Raw genomic sequence first — 19,334 nt, forward strand, 5'->3', positions numbered from 1 at the left:
CTTCCCCTACGATCCGGAGCCCCTCATGTCTCAGCGGAATCTTCCCCCCGCCACCGACTCCACCGCCGATTCCCGGCCGCCCGCGGGCCGGTACCGCCCCCAGCCCATAGCCCCCACCCCCCGCCCCCCCCCACCCCCCCCACCCCCCCCCCCCCCCCCCCCCCCCCCCCCCCCCCCCCGCGCCCCCCCCCCCCCCCCCCCCCCCCCCCCCCCCCCCCCCTTCTCGTTCCCCCGGCGCCTTGGATCCTCCGTCGACGACGTACGCCGTTTTCCCCGTGCCCCTGGTCGGGGATGAACGGCGGGGCAACGCCCGATGAACTCTGGGGCAGCCCGTGTGAGACCCCTCCCGGGGAGGCTGGTCGTTCCGGCGCCGGTGAGATCGGGGGCGGAGGCCACGCGGTGCGGCGCCGCGCCTCCGGGATGTCCGACGCCGGCCGGTATATGGTTGGGCGCGGAAGCCGCCGGTGGGGGCCGGCGACCTCACGGGGAGGTCGCGGACCGGGTCCTGCAGCGCTGTCCGGCACTTCCGCGCCCCCGCTTCCGCGCCTTCCCCTACGATCCGGAGCCCCTCATGTCTCAGCGGAATCTTCCCCCCGCCACCGACTCCACCGCCGATTCCCGCCCTCGCTCGGGCATGACCCGCCGCACGCTGTTCGCCGCCACGGCCGTCGGCGTCCCAACGGCGTCAGCTGCGCTGTCCATGTCGCCGGCCGTCGCCGACCCCTCGGTCACGGACGGGGAGACCCGCATCCTGGACGTACCGCTCGCGGACTACGCGCTGATCGACGTCGACGGCGGGCAGGCACGCGATCTTCCCGAGCAGCCGGCGACGATGGTCGGCCTCACCTGGCCGGCGGATTCAGAGGCCCCGGCCGTGCACGCGCGCGGTCTCGGGCAGGACGGGAACTGGACCCCGTGGTGCGAACTCGAGATCGCCGAGGACCCGGACAGCGGCGAGGAGGCCCCCGGCACGGAGCTGGCGTGGCTGGGCGTGGTCTCGGCGCTGCAGATCCGCGCCGACCTGGACGGCGGGGACGTGACCTCCGAGGCCACGGCGCACATCGTCACCACGTCGCCGACCGAGGGCGATGAGATGGTCGGAGACTTCAGCGGGCCGTACACCTCCCAGTCGCAGTCACAGGACCTGCAGGCACAACCGCGGATGATGTCGACCCGCGCCGCGGCGAACCCTGCCACTCCACTGCTTCCCGGCTCGACACCGTCCTTCGTCGCGCGTGCGACCTGGGGTGCCGATGAGGGCAGGACAGGAGCCACGTACGGGCGCGACGAGCTCAAAGCCGTGATCATCCACCACACCGCGGGCACCAACAGCTACAGCAGCAGTGAGTCCGCGCAGATCGTCCGGGGCATTCACACGTACCACACGCGCACCCTGGGGTGGGCGGACATCGGGTACAACATCCTGGTCGACAAGTACGGTCGGATCTTCGAGGGCCGCAGCGGCGGCCTCCACCGCAACATCCAGGGTGCCCACGCCACGGGATTCAACCGCGGCTCCTTCGGCATCTCCGTGCTGGGCCACTACAGCTCCACCGAACCTTCCGCCGCGGCGCGGGACGCGGTCTCCCGGATCCTGGCGTGGAAGCTCCTGAGCACGTTCGAAGAGCGCGTGTGGAGCACGTCCACCTGGAGTTCGATCGCCAGCGGCACCCGCTTCGACGCCGGTTCCACGCAGACCCTCGCGAAGGTGATGGGCCACCGCGATGTGAACCACACCGAGTGCCCCGGGTACCAGCTGTACCAGGAGTTCGACCGGATCCGTGGCGATGCGCAGTACTACATGGACCGCGGGTGGAAGCATCACCTGACGGCGTTCAAGGCCGCAGGGGGAGCGGCGAAGCTCGGCACCGTGGTCCGCAGCGCCTACAGCACGGGAACCTACTGGGTCACGGTGCTCACCAAGGGGCTCGTGATGCACAGGGGTGCGGAGAAGGCCGTCGGCTACGTCAGCGAGGTGGCCCAGGAGTGGCAGCCCTCCTGGGGGCGCCCGACGAGCTCCGTCTCCCACCGGGGCGGCAAGAGCTACCAGTCCTTCGAGAACGGCGTGGCCGTCAAGTCGGGCAGCTCTGTGAGCTTCCAGGAGTCCCGCTTCGTCGACGTCCCCCCGGGCATGATGTACCGCGAGGAGATCGAGGAGCTCGCCGAGCGCGGTATCACCACCGGCTGGCCGGACGGCACCTACCGTCCGCTGGACCCGATCCAGCGTGATGCGATGGTCGCCTTCGTCTACCGCGCTCTCGGATCCCCGCGCTTCACCCCGCCCAGCCGATCACCGTTCTCGGACATGCCACCGAGCCGCATGTACTACAAGGAGATCACGTGGGCGCATGCGGAGGGCATCGTCGAGGGCTGGTCCGACGGCACGTTCCGTCCCACCGCCTCGATCGAGCGCGGCGCGGTCGCGGCATTCCTGTACCGTGCCTCCGGGCGGCCGTCCTCGGGGACCTCGAACCCGTTCCGGGACGTCCCCTCGAACCATCAGTTCGCGAGGGAGATCAGCTGGCTGGCCTCCACGGGCATTAGCACCGGCTGGTCGGACGGCACCTTCCGCCCGGTGGAGCCGATCGCCCGGGACGCGATGGCCGCCTTCATGATCCGCTGGATGGAAGAGCGCGGGCTCTGAGGCGACGAACTGGCTGCCCGCCGGGAAGGAGATGCCGGTGAAGGTCGCCGTGCTGTGCGATGTCGATCAGACCGTCTACCACGTGGGGGACGAGGCCATCGCGACGATGACCTCCCGGCGGCTGGCCGCTCGAGGGTTCGACGTCGTGCGCATCTCCCGGCACGAGAAGTACGGGCCCGACGGCACGGCCCCGGCGTCGGCCATCCCGGCGCTCACCTTCCCGTGGCCGCTCGAGGATCGGGCGAGGTACCTCGAGGAGATCCGGGCAGTGCTCGCGGGAGAGCTCGATGCCCTTCCGGCCGAGGACAAGCTGTTCGGCATCATCGAGCGCCTCCGTGCCGTGGATGCGCTGGTGATCGGCGGCGGCGGGAGCCTCACCTCCCGCTACGGCTGGCTGCTCGACGAGCGCGTGGCCACCGCCGAGGTGGCGCACTCGCTCGGCAAGCCGGTGATCCTCAGCGGCCAGAGCCTGGGGCCGGAACTGACCGACACCGACCGCGACAGCGTGCGCCGGCTGCTCGAGCTGTGCTCGGTCGTCGGCCTGCGGGACCACCACAGCGTGGGGATCGCCCGCCGGCTGTGCCCGGACCACCCGGCGCTCGTGCACACGCTCGATGACGCCATCGGCCTCGAGCCGGAGGCTCCGCTGGACCCCGATCTGATCAGCGTCACGCTGGGCGGGGACGGTGATCCGTTCCCGCGGGCCGACTACGTCGCGGTGGCCGCCGCGGTGATCGAGGAGCTCGCCCGGCGCACCGGTGCCCGCGTCGAGCTGGTTCCCCACATGGCGGACCCCGATACCGGCGGGGGCGATCTGCAGGTCCACCGCGAGGTCGCCGACCTGCTGACGGTGCCGGCCACCGTGTGCCCGATAGAGCCCGACACCGCGGCCGCCGCACGCACCGCCCGCGCCGCCTGGGTGGTCACCACGCGTTTCCACCCGGTCGTCTTCGGAGCCGCCGCCGGGGCCTCGGTGCTGGCGATGCCACTGAACCGCTACGGCGCCTCCCGCATGGACGGCGCCCTGCGGAACCTGGGCCTCGCCGGCGGAGTGGTCCCGCTGGCCGCCCTCTGGGACCCCGTCGGCGCCGGCCCGTCCGATCTGGTCGGTTCCGTGGTCGACGCCCTCGTCGCGGCCCGGGAGAGCGAGCGCGCCCATCTCGAGGCGGTGCGCCCTGCGCTGCTCCAGGCCGCCGCGGACTGGTGGGACACCGTGGCCTCGGTGCTGCGCGCACAGGACGGGTCAGCCGGGCGGGGCAGCGCCACCGCGGTCGAGGCCTCCAGCATGCCGGCTGTCGCCGACCCTGTCGGGGCCGGGATCGAGCCGCACCAGCGCTGGCCCCACGAACTGCGAGAAGAGCTCGCACCGTGGATGACCACGACCGGGACGCCGGCCCCGGAGCCGTCGGTCTCCATCATCATGCGCACCCGCGACCGGGCCCGGATGCTGGATCGGGCCCTGCAGGACGTCCTGGCCCAGACGCGGCAGGACTGGGAGCTGGTGATCGTCAACGACGCCGGGGATCGCCGCGGCGTCGACGAGGCCGTCGCACGCTATGAGGCGGAGAGCGGCGGACGCATCCGGGTGCTGCACCGCGAGCGCTCCACCGGGATGGAAGCGGCGAGCAACCACGGCCTGCGCGAGTCCACCGCGCCCGTGGTCTCCGTCCATGACGACGACGACACCTGGCACGCGACGTTCCTCCAGGAGACTCTCGCCCATCTCGCGGCGCATCCGGAGCAGGAGGCCGTCGTGGTGCGCACCCTGGTGGTCTACGAGCACGAGACGCCCAGCGGCTTCGTGGAGGACGAGGCGTTCCGCTCGTGGCCGGAGCTGGAGGGCGCGCGGCTGCTGGACTACATCGCGGTCAACCGCCACGCGCCGATCGCGATCCTGCACCGCCGCCGCGTCCACGAGAGCGTCGGCGAGTTCGACGAATCCCTGCCCGTGGTGGGTGACTACGCGTTCCATCTCGAGCTGCTGCAGCGCTTCGACGTCGGATTCCTCGACCGTCCCCTCGCGCAGTGGCGGCACCGGCCCACCGCCACCGGGCCCAGCAGCAACTCGATGTTCAGCCTCAGCCACGGCCACCGCCACTTCGACGCGGAGCTGCGCGAGCGGTACTTCCGCGAGTGGACCCGCGAGCACGGGATCGGGCTGCCGATGTTCCTCTCGAAGAACACCGAGACCCTCCTGGGCCACAGCGAGGAACGCGTCCTCGAGGAACTGCGCGCCGTGCGCGAGGAGCTCGGCGCCACCCGGGCGGAGCTTGCCGAGCTCCGTGAGGAACGGGCCGGCGCCGAGCTGACCGGGACGGGTGGCCGGGCCGTACGGGCGGCCGGACGCCTGGGCCGACGTGCCCTCGACGACGCTCGACGTGCCCTCGGTGATGGCCGGCGCGCTCTCGGGCGACGTCCGCCCGGCTGAGGGAGCAGGCTCTCGGGCCATAGCCCTGTCTGGTCTGCCCACGCCGTTCGTGCCCCGTCAATCCATCGCGCCACGCCGCGCAGTTCCACTGATCTGTGCCGAGCTCGGCACGTTTCGGTGGAACGGATCGGCGAGTCGGGATGGTGCGGGCCGAGCGAGGCCGGCGAGTCGGGATGGTGCGGGCCGAGCGAGGCCGGTGAGTCGGGATGGTGCGGGCCGAGCGAGGCCGGTGAGTCGGGATGGTGCGGGCCGAGCGAGGCCGGTGAGTCGGGATCGGGCGGGCTGAGCGAGGCCGGCGAGCGATGTGAGGTGAGTGCGATGGGTGCTGAGGCGCAGCTCAGCCGAAGTGACGCGGCAGAGTCGCCCCGCGCAGCTCCTCCAGCTCGCGCAGCGGGAAGGCGGCGACGCCCTGGATGTCGAGCGTGTCGCCGCCGGTGGAGCCGAGGCGCAGCTGCGGCACCCCGTGCTCGGCGCACAGCGCCGCCAGGCGCTCCTCACGCTCTGCCGGGACCGCGACCAGGGCCCGAGCCTGGGACTCGGAGAACAGTGCCGTGGGCAGATCGACTCCGTCCCGTGCCCGCAGCGCCTCCAGATCGACGGTCGCGCCCGTGCCGAAGCGCGTCGCGGCCTCGACCAGGGCCTGCGCGAGCCCGCCGTCGGAGAGGTCGTGGGTCGCGGCGGCGAGGCCTTCCTGGGAGGCGGCCACCAGGACCTGGGCGAGGGCCCGCTCCGCCTCCAGGTCGACCTGCGGGGGCAGCCCGCCGAGGTGGCCGTGGATGACGTCGGCCCAGGCCGAGCCGGACAGCTCCTCGCCAGTGGTGCCGAGCAGCAGCACCGAGAGTCCGTCCTCCTGCCAGCCCGCGGGCACGCGCCGGGCGACGTCCTCCAGCACGCCCAGCACGCCGACGACCGGAGTGGGGTGGATGGCGGAGTCGATGCGGCCGGGCTCACCCGTGGAGTTGTACAGCGAGACGTTGCCGCCGGTGACCGGGACGCTGAGGATCTCGCAGGCCTCCGCGAGGCCGCCGATGGCCTCGACCAGCTGCCACATGGGGCCCGGGTCCTCGGGGGAGCCGAAGTTCAGGCAGTCGGTGACCGCCAGCGGCGTCGCGCCTGCAGCGGCGACGTTGCGATAGGCCTCTGCGAGGGCCAGCTGCGCGCCGGTGCGGGGGTCGAGCTTGGTGTAGCGGCCGTTGGCGTCGGTCGCCAGGGCGACGCCGCGGCCGGTGGTCTCGTCGACGCGGATCACGCCGGCGTCGTCGGGCATCGCCAGCGCCGTGTTCCCGCCGACGTAGCGGTCGTACTGGTCGGTGACCCAGCCCGTCGCGGCCAGATTGGGGGAGGAGATCAGGTCGCGCAGAGCCTGGGCGATCTCCGAGGCGCCCTGCGGCCGGGGGAGGGCCTCGGCACGATCGGCCTGCAGGGCGTCCTGCCAGTCGGGGCGGGAGTACGGGCGGTCGTAGACGGGGCCGTCGACCGCGACCGTCGAGGGGTCGACGTCGACGATGCGGCGACCGTGGTGATCGATCGTCAGCCGTCCTTCGCCGGTGACCTCGCCGATCACGGCGGCCTCGACGTCCCACTTGGCGGTGATCGCCTCGAACTCGGCCAGCTTCTCGGGGCGCACCACGGCCATCATGCGCTCCTGCGACTCGCTCATGAGGATCTCGCCGGCGTTCAGGGTGGGATCACGCAGCAGCACGTTCTCCAGATCGATGTGCATGCCGGAGTTCCCGTTGGCCGCGAGCTCGCTGGTGGCGCACGAGATGCCGGCGGCGCCGAGGTCCTGGATGCCCTCGACGGTGTGGGCGGAGAACAGCTCCAGGCAGCACTCGATGAGCACCTTCTCCATGAAGGGGTCGCCCACCTGGACGCTGGGTCGCTTGACGGGCCCGCCCTCGTCGAAGGTCTCCGAGGCCAGGATCGAGGCGCCGCCGATGCCGTCACCGCCGGTGCGGGCTCCGAACAGCACGACCTTGTTGCCGGGTCCGGTGGCCGAGGCCAGATGGATGTCCTCGTGCCGCAGCACGCCCAGGCACAGGGCGTTGACCAGGGGATTGGTCTGGTAGGCGGGGTCGAACACGGTCTCCCCGCCGATGTTGGGCAGGCCCAGGGAGTTCCCGTAGCCGCCGACGCCGGAGACCACGCCGTGGACCACGCGGGCGGTGTCGGGATGGTCGATGGCACCGAAGCGCAGCTGGTCCATGACGGCGACGGGTCGCGCGCCCATGGAGATGATGTCACGCACGATGCCGCCGACGCCGGTGGCCGCGCCCTGGTACGGCTCGACGTAGGAGGGGTGGTTGTGGGACTCGACCTTGAAGGTGACCGCCCAGCCGTCGCCGATGTCGACGACGCCGGCGTTCTCGCCCATGCCCACCAGCAGCTTCTCCCGCATCGCGGCGGTGGTGCGCTCGCCGAAGGTGCGCAGATGCTTCTTGGAGGACTTGTACGAGCAGTGCTCCGACCACATCACCGAGTACATGGCCAGCTCCGCGTTCGTCGGTCGCCGTCCGAGGATCTCGCGAATGCTGGCGTACTCCTCGTCCTTGAGGCCCAGCGCCGCGAAGGGCTGCGCCTGCTCGGGGGTCGAGGCGGCGACGTCGACGGTGTCGACGTCGCCGTCCCCGGGTCGGCTTCCCGAGGGGACGGTCGCAGAGGCGTGGGCGTGGTCAGCGGTCATCGCGGGATCGGATCCGTTCATCACGGGGACAAGGAGAGCCGGCGCGACCTCACGGGAGCCGTCGCGGCCCGCCCAGTCTACGAGCGTTCGCGCGCAGCCGAGCCGCGGCCGCGCGCCTCGCGCCGGGCCTTCTTCTCCTTATCGCGCAGCGCCTTCTCGCTGACCGGCGCGTCGTGGGCGGCCCGCTGGGCGCGGTAGTAGGCGGCGGCCTCGTCCTGGCGCTCCTGCTCCCCGCCGAGGGCGATCGGAGCGCGGACATGACCGGGACGGATGTCGAAGGCCGCGACCAGGTCCAGCGCGTGCGGGCGCAGCCGCCACAGCAGCCGCCGCACATCGGAGCCGATCTGACGTCCGCGCTGGGAGGAGATCATCCCGCTGAGCAGGAACCAGGCCAGGTCGTCCTCGATGGTGCTGAGGCCGTAGAGGTCGCGCACGTCCGTCAGAACGGCGCGGGAGCCCTCATCCTCGAGATCTTCGATGCCCGCGGTGAAGGCGCGCCAGCGCACCAGATCGGCGTGGGCGCGTGCCGCCTCCAGCATCTCCACCTGGTGCTTGTTGACCTCGGCGGCCGCGTCGGCGGGATCCATCTTCGCCGCGGGGCGCAGCGCGAGGGCGACCTCCTCGACCTTCACCCGCGCGCGGGCGGTGAGCATCTCCTCCTGGAAATCGCGCGATCGCATCGAGTCGAACGCACGACGGGTGCTGCCGCGGTCGCTGAGGTCCTGGGCGAGCCGTGCCCAGGGAGTGTGCCGCTTGGCCAGCACCTCGGCGCGCTTGGCGATGAAGCGGCCGATGCCGGCGCGGTCCACGCTGCGCAGCTCGGAGGTGTAGTCGCTGAGCAGGCGCTTGGCGACCAGCTGCAGCAGGACGGTGTTGTCACCCTCGAAGGTGGCGTACACATCGAGGTCCTGGTGCAGGCCCACCAGCTGGTTCTCGGCCATGAAGCCGGCACCGCCGCAGGCCTCGCGGCACTCCTGGATGGTGTCCAGGGCGAGACGCGTCGAGGTGGGCTTCAGCGCCGCGGCCAGGGTCTCGAGGTCCTCACGGGCCTCGGGCTCCTCGGTGCGTCCGGAGAAGACGTCGTCGAAGGCCTGCAGCAGCTGCTCATGGGCGAAGGCGCCCGCGTAGGTCGAGGCCAGCTTGGGCAGCAGGCGCTGCAGATGCGCCTGGTAGTCCAGCAGCACGGTGTCCTGGGTGGGGTCGGCCGCGGTGAACTGGCGGCGCTGGCTCGCGTAGGTGATGGCGATGTGCAGGGCGAGCTGGCCGGCGCGCACCGCGGACCCGTCCAGCGACACGCGCCCCTGGACGAGGGTGCCGAGCATGGTGAAGAAGCGGCGCCCGGGGGACTCGATGGGCGAGCTGTAGGACCCGTCGGGGGCGACGTCCCCGTAGCGGTTCAGCAGGTTGGTGCGGGGCACGCGCACGTCCTCGAAGGCCAGGCGCCCGTTGTCGATCCCGTTCAGACCGCCCTTGGGGCCGTCGTCCTCGCTCGAGACCCCGGGCAGCAGCCGGCCGTGCTCGTCCCGCACCGGCACGTAGAAGCAGTGGACGCCGTGGTCGACGCCGCGGGTGATCAGTCGTGCGAACACGGTGGCGGCGCGCGCGTGGATCGCGGCGTTGCCCAGGAAGTCCTTCCAGGCGGCGCGGAACGGGGTGTTGATGACCCATTCCTCGGTGGCGGGGTCGTAGGTGGCGGTGGTGGCCAGGGACTGCACGTCCGAGCCGTGGCCGATCTCCGTCATCGCGAAGGCACCGGGGGTGGTCAGGTCCATCGCATCCGGCACCCACCGCCGCTGCTGCTCCTCGTCACCCAGCTGGACGATCGCGGCGGTGAACAGTCCCCACTGCACCCCGGCCTTGATCTGCAGGGAGGGGTCGGCGACCACGAGCTCCTCGAAGGCCGCGACGTTGGCACCGTTGTCGTTGGGACCGCCGAGGTGCTCGGGGAGCATCGGCCAGGAGACGTTCTCCGCGGCGAGGCTCTGCAGCTGGGTGAAGACCCGCTCGCGATGCTCGGCGACGGTGTGGTCCAGCGGCCGGTGCAGCTCGGGGCGGGCGGCGCGCTCGCGGGCGGTGCGGCGGGTCTCGGCCCAGCGGCCCAGGAGCGCCTCGGAGACCGCCTCGACGTCCAGGCGGGCGGAGCCCTCCGGCGGCACCGGGATGGGGCCGGTGGGTGCGGCGGTGGTGGCGCCCGTGGGGACGGTCGTCGGCCCGGTGGCGGTATCGCTGCTGCTGGAGGCGGTGGTGCCAGCGCTCGCGCGGGAGTGCGGAGTGCGCTGGGCGGGACCGGTGTGCTCGGTGCGAATGGTCATGCGTGCATTCCCTTCATGAGCCAGGTGACGAGGTAGGTGACGAGCTGGTCGGAGGTGATGGGTGCGGGGACAGCGGCGTCGCCGTCGGCGGCCTCGCCGCGCTCCCGCTGCGTGCTGTGCTTCTCGCGCCTGTCGTGGTGCTCGTGGTTCCCGTGCTTGTCGTACTCCTCGAGCTCGGTCATCCAGGTGTCGACCGCGCCCTCGACGAAGCCGACCGCTCCGTGGGCCCACAGCTGCGGGGAGGGGACCTCCTCGGGCAGGAACGTGGTCACCAGGCGCGCCACGGCGTGCAGGAAGTGGTTCAGCCCGTCGCTGGGGCGGGTGACGAAGCGGTAGACGCCGGGGGAGCGCTGCGTGGTCTCGACATAGGCGCGGATCATCGCGCGGATGCGCTCGTCGGCGTCCGGTTTGCGCCCGGCGTCGGACTCGAGCGCCCGCAGCTCCGCGACCAGCTTGCGATGCATGGTGGACAGGATGCTGCGGCCCAGGGCACGTTGCAGGTGCGCCTTGTCCTCGAAGTAGCGGTAGACGATCGACTTCGAGGTGCCGGAGGCCGCGGCGATGTCCTCCATGGTCACGTCCGGGCCCTGCTCGTGGATCAGGTGCCGGGCCACGTCGAGCAGCTCGGCGCGGCGCTGTTCCCGGTGCTGGGCCCAGCGGGCCGACCGTCCGTCCACGGGGGCTTGCGTCGTCGCGTTCACGGAACCTACGGTATCAAGTACCGGCGGTCCTAGGTAAAGTTCTCCGCAGAATCTGGTTCCGCGTCTCCCGACGACCCGACGAGACGTTCTCTGACGAAGAGTCCCACGAAGAGGTGCACAGCAGTGAATGATTTCCCGCGCGAGGCTCTGATCCTCGGTGGCAACCGCATCCCGTTCGCCCGCGCCGGCGGCGCCTACGCTGGCATCTCCAACCAGGATCTGCTCACCGCGACCCTCGAGGGCCTGGTGGCGCGCTTCGGCCTGCAGGGCGCGAAGCTCGGCGAGGTCGCCGGGGGCGCGGTCCTCAAGCTGGCCGGCGACCTGAACCTCACCCGCGAGAGCGCGCTGGGCACGCCGCTGGATCCCCGCACCCCGGCGATCGACCTGTCCAAGGCGTGCGCGACCAGCCTGGAGACGGTCGTCCACATCTCCAACCGGATCCAGTTGGGACAGATCGACTCCGGCATCGCCTGCGGCGTCGACTCCGCCTCGGATTCCCCGATCGAGGTCACCCCGCGCCTGCGCCGGATCCTGCACCGCGCGTTCTCCGCCAAGACCGCCGTGCAGCGCCTCAAGGCACTCGGTGCGATCCGCCCGGCGGACCTCGCCCCGGTCCCGCCGCGCAACGGAGAGCCCCGTACCGGGCTCTCGATGGGTGAGCACATGGCTCTGACCGCTGCTCAGTGGGGCATCGACCGCCAGGCCCAGGACGAGCTCGCGCTCGCCTCCCATCAGCATCTTGCCGCGGCCTACGACGCCGGCTTCTTCGACGACCTGGTCACCGGGTACCGCGGTCTCGCTCGCGACCAGAACCTCCGCCCGGACTCGTCGCTCGAGAAGCTCGCCTCGCTCAAGCCCGTCTTCGGGACGAAGTCCCCGCAGGTCGCCGAACCGACCATGACGGCCGGGAACTCGACGCCCCTGACCGACGGCGCCTCCTCCGTGCTGATGGGCAGCCGGGAATGGGCCGACGAGCGCGGCCTGCGGCCGCTGGCCCGCGTGGTCGATGCCCGCACCGCGGCGGTCGACTTCGTCCACGGTCAGGAAGGGCTGCTGATGGCACCCGTCTACGCGGTGCCGGAGCTGCTCGACGACCACGGCCTGACCCTGCAGGATCTGGACTTCTACGAGATCCACGAGGCCTTCGCCGCCACCGTGCTGGCGACCCTGAAGGCCTGGGAGTCCGACGAGTTCTGCCGCGAGCGGCTCGACCGGGGCGGCGCGCTGGGCGCCATCGACCGCAGCAAGCTCAACGTCGCCGGCTCCTCGCTCGCGGCCGGGCACCCCTTCGCCGCCACCGGCGGGCGCATCGTGGCGACCCTGGCGAAGCTTCTCGACGAGCGTGCCCGGGAGACCGGCCGCGTCCAGCGCGGCCTGGTCTCGGTGTGCGCCGCCGCCGGCCAGGGCACCGTCGCGCTGCTGGAGTCCGTCGCGCCCTGATCCGCCCGCGCGCCGGCCCGGTCATGCGCCGGCCCGGCCGCGCACCGACCCCGCCCCGGCGCCGCCGAGCGCGCCCCACGCCTCCTGGAGGACTCATGACCGACGCCTACACCCGCTTCGTCCGCTCCGGCCCGGGCAGGTTCATCGCCTCCCGCGCCGGCCTGCCCCGGCCCGCGCCGCTGCCGCGCCGCGGCGACCGGCCCGAACCCGTGCTGGGGCCGGTCGTCGTGCTCGGGGAATCGGAGGGCGCCGACGCCGTGGCGCACCTGCTGCTGTCCTGGGGAGCCGATGTCCGGCGCCGCTTCGAGGAGCTGCGCACCGTCGGCTCCGTGGTCGCCGTGCTCGACGAGGTCTCCACCCCCTCGGACCTCGGCCGGATCCTGCTGCCGCTGGCCGGCGCGATGCGCTCGCTCGCGCCCGGCGCCCGCGTGGTGACGATCTCCCGGCCCGCGCGCGGTGAGGACCCGGCCCGTGACGCCGCCCGTGGCGGGGTCGAAGGGTTCCTGCGCTCACTCGCCCACGAGATGCGCGGCGGGGCCACCGCCAACGGCATCCTGGTCGCGGACGGGGTCGGCCTGGACGCGCCGGGCGTGACGGGCGCCCTGAGGTTCCTGCTCTCGGCCCGCAGCGCCTTCGTCGCCGGCCAGTTCCTCACCGTCTCGAGCGAGGCCGGCTCGGCCACCGGGGACGCCGCCGCGCCGCTGGCCGGACGCACCGCCCTGGTCACCGGCGCCGCCCGCGGCATCGGCGCGGCCATCGCCCGCACCCTTGCGGCCGACGGCGCCCGGCTCGTGGTCCTGGACGTGCCCGCCGCCGGCACCGAGCTCTCCCGTCTGGCCAATGAGCTCCGCGCCGTACCGATCCAGCTCGACGTCACCTCCGACGGTGCCGGGGACCGGCTGATCTCGTTCCTGCGCGAGCGCTCCCTGGTGCTGGACGCGGTGGTGCTGAATGCCGGCATCACCCGCGACAAGCTCTTTGCCAACATGACCCCGCAGAAGTGGGACCCCGTGCTCGCGGTGAACATCGCCAGCCAGATCACCCTCACCGAGGCACTGATCGAGGCCGGTGATGTGCTCGGCGATCAGCCTCGCGTGGTCTCGCTGGCCTCGACCAGCGGAATCGCCGGCAACCGGGGTCAGACGAACTATGCGGCCTCCAAGGCCGGCGTGATCGCCTTCGTCGAGGCGCTCGCCGCCCGCCTGGAGCCCGTCGGCGGCACCGCGAACGCCGTCGCCCCCGGGTTCATCGAGACGGAGATGACCGCGCGGATGCCGGCGGTCTCCCGGGAGGTCGCCCGGCGTCTGAACTCCCTGCAGCAGGGCGGCCTGCCGGTGGACGTGGCCGAGGCGATCTCGTTCCTGTCCTCCGCCGAGGCCGGGGGCCTCCGCGGCGAGACGCTGCGGGTGTGCGGACAGAACCTGGTGGGGAGGTGAGCGCTATGACCTCCGCCTCGTCCGAGCCCTCCCGCGAGCGGGTCAAGGACCTCGCCGACGTCCCCTCGTTCCCCGCCGTGTACGCCGCCGCGCTGGATCCTCGCTCGAACCGCGGCCGCGCGCGAGGCCCGCGGAGTCCCCGGGGTTCGAGGAGCGCGGCGGGCGCGGCCGCCCCTGCGGCTCTCCCCGAGGTCGCCTACCGGGTGCGCGGCGTGCGACTGGACGCCGAGCGCGCCCGCGACTTCGACCATCTTCTGGGCGGGCCGGCCACGGATCTCGTCCACCCCGGCGTGCTGCACGTCCTCGCCTTCCCGCTCTCTCTCGCCCTGATGGCCCGGCGCGACTTCCCCTTCGCGCTGCTGGGCCTGGTCCATCTGCGCAACCAGGTCCTCCAGCACCGTCCGGTGCAGGTCGGGGAGCTGGTGGACGTCGAGTGCCGGGTCAGGGACCTGCGGCCCCACCGCAAGGGCCGCACGTTCGAGGCCGTCTCCACCATCCTCGGCCAGGACAGCGAGATCATCGCCACCGACGTCTCGACCTACCTGGCCAAGGGCGACGGCGCGGCGGACGGCGACCGCGACCAGGGCGGCGGGAGCTCCGGCGAACCCACCGCGCGCCGGGACTTCGAGCCGCCGCCGCCGACCGGGCGCTGGCGGCTGCCGGCGGACACCGGTCGCCGCTACGCCGCGGTCTCCGGTGACGTCAACCCGATCCATCTCTCGGCCCTCAGCGCCCGGGCGTTCGGCTTCCCGCGGGCGATCGCGCACGGGATGTACACCGCCTCGCGTGCCTTCACCGAGTCACGCGTGGACCTCTCCCGTCCGCTGCGCTGGGACGTCTCCTTCGACGCGCCCGTCACGCTGCCGGGCACCGTGCTGGTGGCCTACGAGGATCACGACGAGAGCGGCTCGGTCCGCTGCGTGGGCTGGCGCGCGGCGTCCTCGGGGAAGGGGCCGCGCCGCTGCTTCGAAGTGGAGGTCACGACGCTGGGCTGAGCGTCCCGTCCCCGCCGCTCAGAGCGACCGGCTCCCGCCGCTCAGAGCCTCCTGCAGCACGTGGAGCAGGTGGTCGATGAACTCCTCGGGACGCACGTCCGTCAGCACGTCCACGTTCGGTGTGCGTCCCCACCGGCCCAGCTCGTCGCCGACGGTCTGTCCCCTGGTCAGCATGCCGGTCAGCTCCACATCCACCGCCAGCGGTCTCGTGCGCGCGAAGTCACCGGTGACCGCATGAGCGGCCACCAGCGGGTCGTGGACGTGCGCTATCCAGCCGAACCCGTCGGCCTGATGGAACTCGAAGTACCAGCGCAGCGCGTCGACCAGGATCGTGGCCACCGGGTGACCGGTGCGGTCGGCGGTCCCCTGGAGCCGGCTGAGGGTCGCGGAGGTGAAACGGACCGTCTCCGTGGCCTCGAGGGAGCCCAGCACCGGCCGTTGCGGGGCGCCGGTGAACGCCGCGAGCACCTGCTGTGCGGCCTCGGGATCCACGGCGATGTTCCACTCGCTGGTCGGGCCGGTATTGCCGCGATGATTGATGGCCCCGCCCATGATGTGCAGCCTCCGCAGCAGACGGGGCAGCTCCGGGTCCAGTTCCAGGGCGAGGGCGAGGTTCGTGTGCGGGCCGAGCACCAGGCCGACGAGCTCGCCCGGATGCGCCCGCGCCGTCTCGACCCACAGCTGCGCGCCCTCGCGCGGGTCGCCGCTGGTCGTCGGCTCCGGCAGATGCGCATGGCCGAGTCCCTGGGGGCCGTGGGTGTCGTCGGCCGTCATCAGGTCGGCGGTCAGCGGGGCGGCCGCCCCACGGGAGACCGGGGCGTCGATGCCGAGCAGCTCGGCCAGGACCAGGTTGTTGCGGTGGACGGCCGCGACCTCGACGTTGCCGGCGCTCGAGACGACCCCCGCGATCCGGACGTCGGGATGGCCGGCGAGGTAGGTCAGGGCGATCGCGTCGTCGATCCCGGTGTCGCAGTCGACGAGGACGGGGAGAGTCATGGCCTCAGCGTACGGACCCCGGCACGGGGAGCACCGTCAGGGGACCGGATCGGGCCGGGCTCTGTTCGGGCTCCGCCCGCCTAGACTCGACCCATGAGCCCGCTGACCGACTTCCTCCTGCTCAGCCCACGGGAGGTCCCCCTGGGCGGGCCGCGGGGGATGAGCGTGCACCGCACCCTGCCCGCGAAGGAGACCTCGCTGATCGGCGCATGGTGCTTCGCCGACCACTTCGGGCCCGACGACGTCTCCACCGGCGGCGGCATGCAGGTGGCGCGGCATCCGCATACGGGGCTGGCGACCGTGTCGTGGCTGTTCGAGGGCGCGATCACGCATCGGGACTCGATCGGCAGCCACGCCTTGGTGCGCCCCGGCGACGTCGACATGATGGCCGCCGGAGCGGGCATCACCCACTCGGAGTTCTCCACCAACGACACCACCGTCCTGCACGGCGTCCAGCTCTGGTACGCCCTGCCCGAACGCACCCGCTTCACCACCCGCGAGTTCGCGATGCACACCCCCGCCCCGCGCGCCACCGACACGGCTCGGATACGGGTGGGCATGGGGCGCCTGCGAGCGGTGGACGAGGCCGGCGACGTGCTCGAGGACCACAGCCCGCTGAGGACCGACACCGAGCTGTCGATGGCGCAGATCGATCTGGGCGCCGGCGCGTCCCTGCGCCTCGACCTCGAGCCCGGCCACGAGCACGGCGTGCTCGTCGACCGCGGCCGGGCGCTGCTGCGCACCGGGGCGCGCTCCCTCGACGCGGGCCGCGGCGAGCTCGCGGTGCTGCCCGACGGCGCCGATCACCTGGAGCTCCGCGCCGACGACGGGGAGGACCTCCGCGTGATGCTGCTCGGCGGTGAGCCGCTGGGGGAGGACATCATCATGTGGTGGAACTTCGTGGGCCGCACCCATGAGGAGATCGAGCAGTTCCGCGCCCGCTACCAGGCCGAGATCGGCGTCGAGCTCGGTCTGGAGGACGCCCCGATCGCCGGCATCGCCCGTGAGCGCGGCGGCCTCGGCGCCGAGGACGAGCAGTTCGGCCCCTTCGCCCCGCACACCCCACCGGCCATCCCGGCCCCACAGCTGCCGAACGGTCGCCTGCGTTCCCGCGGGCGAGCCGGCCGCCCCACCGCATGACGGAGCACCCCATGACACATCCCGACCCCGACCACGGCGGATCCCGTGCCGACGTGAGCACGCCTGCTCCCGCTGATCGGCCCGCCCCGGCTGATCGGCCCGCCCCGGGGGCCCCCCGCCGCCCCCCCCACAACCACCCCCCCCTCATCCCCAACCCCCCCCCCCCCCCCCCCGCGCCCCCCCCCCCCCCCCCCCCCCCCCCCCCCCCCCCGACCAGACCGACCGGGTGATCCTGCGGACGGCGGCCGACGAGCAGGGGCTCTCCGGTCCCGGCCCCGTGCTCGTCCTCGACGACGCCACGGGAGAGCTCACCGCGGCGGCGCTCGCCGAGCACGCCGAGGCGGCTGCCGACGGCTCGGCGCCGGTGATCTCCTGGGCCGGCTCGTACGCGACGACCGACGCCCTCCGCTGCCGGTTCCGCGACGAGATCGCCGCGGGCCGTCTCCAGGTCCCCGGCGGCGACCGCCCGATCCCGGTCGCCGACGTGGCGGTCTCGGCTCGGCCCCGCCTGGCCCTGATGCGACTGCCGAAGGCTCTGGCCGACCTCGAGCATCGCTGCCGGGACCTCGCCGGGGCCGGCGAGGTCACGCTGGTCGCCGGGGGCCGCGTCAAGCACATGACCCGCAGCCAGAACGAGGTGCTCGCCCGCGACTTCGCCGAGGTCCACGCCTCGCGGGGCCTGGGGAAGTCCCGGGCTCTGGTCGCGTCCTCTCCCCGCGAGCACATCGAACCGGCCGCGACGGCGACCGGCATCGCGCGGGTCCGGGTGCGCGGCCAGGAGCGCGACCTCGCGGTGCGCGGCATCGGGGGAGTGTTCGGCGGGGCCTCGGCCGATGCCGGCAGCCTGCTGCTGCTCGAGGCCCTGGACCGCAGCTTGCCGGGAGCGACGGGCCCAGCCGGGGAATCCGACGAAGTCGACGGTGCCGACGGGCGGACGGTTCGCGACACCACCACCCTCGATGCCGCCGCCACGATCAGCGCGATCGATCTGGGCAGCGGCAACGGGCTGCTGACCGCCTATCTTGCGGCGGCGCTGCCCGAGGCGCGGGTGCTGGCCAGCGACGACGATGCCGACGCCGTCGCCTCCACGCGGGCGACCCTGGCCGCGAACGGCCTCACTCGGGAGAGCATCGCGGTGACCTGGGATGCATCCCTGTCCCGGGTGGCCGACGGCACCGCGGACCTGGTCGTGCTGAACCCGCCGTTCCACGCCGGCACCGCCATCGACGCCACCCTGGTGCACGGGCTGCTGGATGCGGCGGCACGAGTGCTGCGGCCGGGCGGACAGCTGTGGTTCGTCCACAACTCCTACCTGCGCTATCGGCCGGAGGTCGAGCAGCGCGTCGGGCCGGTGCGTCAGCAGGCCCGCGACCGGCGCTTCACCGTGCTCTCGGCGACGCGCGCCTGAGCATCCCCGGTCTCAGGCGACGAGGCTGCCCAGCACCGAGGTGAACAGGCCCAGCCCGTCGGTGCCGGTGCGGGTGCCCGCTCCGGGCTCGTCGGGCCCGAAGCCGGCCTCGACGGCGTGCTCGGGGTGCGGCATCAGGCCCACGACGTTGCCCGCGGCATTGGTGATGCCGGCGATGTCGTGGCGGGAGCCGTTGGGGTTGGCCTCGAAACCGGCCGGGCCGTGGGTGGCGCCGGCGGTGTAGCGGAAGACGACGCGCCCCTCCGCCTCGAGCTCGTCCAGGGTGCGCTCGTCGGCGACGTACTGGCCGTCCTGGTTCTTCAGCGGGATCCGGATCACCTCGCCCTGCTCGAAGGCGCCGGTCCAGGCGGTGCGCGTGTTCTCGACGCGGAGCGGCTGGTCACGGCACAGGAAGGTGCGGTGGGCGTTCTTGATCATGGCACCGGGCAGCAGGTGGGCCTCGCACAGGACCTGGAAGCCGTTGCAGATGCCCAGGACGGGCATGCCGCCGCGCGCCGCGTCCACGACACGTTCCATGACGGGGGAGAACCGGCTGATCGCCCCGGCGCGCAGATAGTCGCCGTAGGAGAAGCCCCCGGGCAGCACGACGGCGTCGACCTCGTGCAGGGAGTCCTCGCCGTGCCAGAGCGCGACGGGCTCGCCGCCGGCCAGGCGCACGGCCCGCAGGGCATCGCGATCATCCAGCGTGCCCGGGAAGGTCACCACACCGACGCGCATCAGGCCTGAGCCTCCGCGGCGGTCCGGTCGTCCTCGACCTCGAGGGCGACGACGTCCTCGATCACGGGATTGGACAGCAAGGTGGTGGCCGCCTCGCGGAGGGAGGCGAGCACCTCATCGGTGACCTCGCCGTCGACCTCGAGCTCGAACCGCTTGCCCTGGCGCACCGAGCTGATGGACGTGAAGCCCAGCCGCGGCAGGGCGGCGGCGACGGCCTTGCCCTGCGGGTCGAGGATCTCCGGCTTCGGCATGACATGGACCACGACGCGTGGCATCGGCATTCTCCTGGGGACGGCGGCCGCCGGACGGCGGGCGGAGCGGGGGACCGGGGCCTTCCCGTCCGCAGTGCATGCACCGGGACGGGGCGGCGATGCCGGCAGGCAGCCGACACCCGGCCCCATCGTCTCCATCGT

At 72.8% G+C, this 19,334-nt stretch carries 13 protein-coding genes and 1 pseudogene; 8 read left to right on the forward strand and 6 right to left on the reverse strand.

All coding sequences use genetic code 11. From position 1 onward, the window contains the following. Window positions 1-571 precede the first annotated feature (571 nt). Complete coding sequence (locus tag AC5020_RS11455) at window positions 572-2,644, forward strand: S-layer homology domain-containing protein (RefSeq protein ID WP_464988381.1); 2,073 nt, start codon at window positions 572-574, stop codon at window positions 2,642-2,644. A 37-nt stretch (window positions 2,645-2,681) separates the two neighbouring features. Continuing rightward, window positions 2,682-5,072, forward strand: a complete 2,391-nt coding sequence (locus tag AC5020_RS11460) for a polysaccharide pyruvyl transferase family protein (RefSeq protein WP_464988382.1) — start codon at window positions 2,682-2,684, stop codon at window positions 5,070-5,072. 337 nt (window positions 5,073-5,409) lie between these two features. Here AC5020_RS11460 and purL read toward each other — a convergent pair whose 3' ends face one another. The 3 genes from purL to AC5020_RS11475 all read right to left on the reverse strand — a co-directional run bounded on the left by purL (window position 5,410) and on the right by AC5020_RS11475 (window position 10,768). Next, entirely contained in the window at window positions 5,410-7,755 is a 2,346-nt protein-coding gene (gene purL / locus AC5020_RS11465) for a phosphoribosylformylglycinamidine synthase subunit PurL (RefSeq protein WP_464988383.1), read from the reverse strand. A gap of 77 nt (window positions 7,756-7,832) precedes the next feature. After that, the gene (locus AC5020_RS11470) at window positions 7,833-10,067 is read right to left on the reverse strand and encodes an acyl-CoA dehydrogenase family protein (RefSeq protein ID WP_464988384.1); all 2,235 of its coding nucleotides are present in this window, start codon (window positions 10,065-10,067) and stop codon (window positions 7,833-7,835) included. After that, window positions 10,064-10,768 carry a TetR/AcrR family transcriptional regulator gene (locus AC5020_RS11475; RefSeq protein ID WP_377793094.1) on the reverse strand — a complete coding sequence of 235 codons (705 nt, stop codon included), beginning with the start codon at window positions 10,766-10,768 and terminating at the stop codon, window positions 10,064-10,066. Before AC5020_RS11475 ends, AC5020_RS11470 begins: the two co-directional genes overlap by 4 nt. A 123-nt stretch (window positions 10,769-10,891) precedes the next feature. On the opposite strand from AC5020_RS11475, the gene AC5020_RS11480 reads away from it, so the two are divergent. From AC5020_RS11480 to AC5020_RS11490, 3 genes are all read left to right on the forward strand, one after another. Next, the gene (locus AC5020_RS11480; protein WP_377019954.1) at window positions 10,892-12,208 is read left to right on the forward strand and encodes an acetyl-CoA C-acetyltransferase; all 1,317 of its coding nucleotides are present in this window, start codon (window positions 10,892-10,894) and stop codon (window positions 12,206-12,208) included. 95 nt (window positions 12,209-12,303) lie between these two features. Further along, on the forward strand, window positions 12,304-13,644 hold the full coding sequence (locus tag AC5020_RS11485) for a 3-oxoacyl-ACP reductase (RefSeq protein WP_377793097.1): 1,341 nt from the start codon (window positions 12,304-12,306) through the stop codon (window positions 13,642-13,644). A 5-nt stretch (window positions 13,645-13,649) separates the two neighbouring features. Then, complete coding sequence (locus AC5020_RS11490) at window positions 13,650-14,639, forward strand: MaoC/PaaZ C-terminal domain-containing protein (RefSeq protein ID WP_464988385.1); 990 nt, start codon at window positions 13,650-13,652, stop codon at window positions 14,637-14,639. 18 nt (window positions 14,640-14,657) lie between these two features. Here AC5020_RS11490 and AC5020_RS11495 read toward each other — a convergent pair whose 3' ends face one another. Further along, complete coding sequence (locus AC5020_RS11495; RefSeq protein WP_464988386.1) at window positions 14,658-15,635, reverse strand: nucleoside hydrolase; 978 nt, start codon at window positions 15,633-15,635, stop codon at window positions 14,658-14,660. A 93-nt stretch (window positions 15,636-15,728) separates the two neighbouring features. Between AC5020_RS11495 and AC5020_RS11500 the strand changes: the two genes are divergently transcribed. From AC5020_RS11500 to AC5020_RS11510, 3 genes and pseudogenes are all read left to right on the forward strand, one after another. Further along, window positions 15,729-16,775: a pirin family protein gene (locus tag AC5020_RS11500; RefSeq protein WP_377019949.1), complete on the forward strand. Its 1,047-nt coding sequence runs from the start codon at window positions 15,729-15,731 to the stop codon at window positions 16,773-16,775. A 223-nt stretch (window positions 16,776-16,998) separates the two neighbouring features. After that, window positions 16,999-17,469, forward strand: a pseudogene (locus tag AC5020_RS11505) (class I SAM-dependent methyltransferase); the annotation flags it as partial. Window positions 17,470-17,586: 117 nt separating this feature from the next. Beyond that, window positions 17,587-18,183 carry a class I SAM-dependent methyltransferase gene (locus AC5020_RS11510; protein ID WP_464988421.1) on the forward strand — a complete coding sequence of 199 codons (597 nt, stop codon included), beginning with the start codon at window positions 17,587-17,589 and terminating at the stop codon, window positions 18,181-18,183. Window positions 18,184-18,195: 12 nt separating this feature from the next. Here the strand turns inward: AC5020_RS11510 and purQ are convergent, their stop codons facing one another. Then, the gene (gene purQ, locus AC5020_RS11515) at window positions 18,196-18,921 is read right to left on the reverse strand and encodes a phosphoribosylformylglycinamidine synthase subunit PurQ (protein WP_377019947.1); all 726 of its coding nucleotides are present in this window, start codon (window positions 18,919-18,921) and stop codon (window positions 18,196-18,198) included. After that, entirely contained in the window at window positions 18,921-19,196 is a 276-nt protein-coding gene (gene purS, locus AC5020_RS11520) for a phosphoribosylformylglycinamidine synthase subunit PurS (RefSeq protein ID WP_377019946.1), read from the reverse strand. Before purS ends, purQ begins: the two co-directional genes overlap by 1 nt. Between the last annotated feature and the right edge of the window lie 138 nt (window positions 19,197-19,334).

This window comes from Brachybacterium sp. SYSU DS0246, from assembly GCF_059391765.1.

Bases quoted from the DNA above. Each gene is read 5' to 3' on its own strand.
- AC5020_RS11485 (WP_377793097.1), top strand. From the start codon at position 12,304: ATGACCGACGCCTACACCCGCTTCGTCCGCTCCGGCCCGGGCAGGTTC.
- AC5020_RS11455 (WP_464988381.1), top strand. From the start codon at position 572: ATGTCTCAGCGGAATCTTCCCCCCGCCACCGACTCCACCGCCGATTCC.
- AC5020_RS11500 (WP_377019949.1), top strand. From the start codon at position 15,729: ATGAGCCCGCTGACCGACTTCCTCCTGCTCAGCCCACGGGAGGTCCCC.
- AC5020_RS11490 (WP_464988385.1), top strand. From the start codon at position 13,650: ATGACCTCCGCCTCGTCCGAGCCCTCCCGCGAGCGGGTCAAGGACCTC.
- AC5020_RS11495 (WP_464988386.1), bottom strand. From the start codon at position 15,635: ATGACTCTCCCCGTCCTCGTCGACTGCGACACCGGGATCGACGACGCG.
- purS (WP_377019946.1), bottom strand. From the start codon at position 19,196: ATGCCACGCGTCGTGGTCCATGTCATGCCGAAGCCGGAGATCCTCGAC.
- purL (WP_464988383.1), bottom strand. From the start codon at position 7,755: ATGACCGCTGACCACGCCCACGCCTCTGCGACCGTCCCCTCGGGAAGC.
- purQ (WP_377019947.1), bottom strand. From the start codon at position 18,921: ATGCGCGTCGGTGTGGTGACCTTCCCGGGCACGCTGGATGATCGCGAT.
- AC5020_RS11470 (WP_464988384.1), bottom strand. From the start codon at position 10,067: ATGACCATTCGCACCGAGCACACCGGTCCCGCCCAGCGCACTCCGCAC.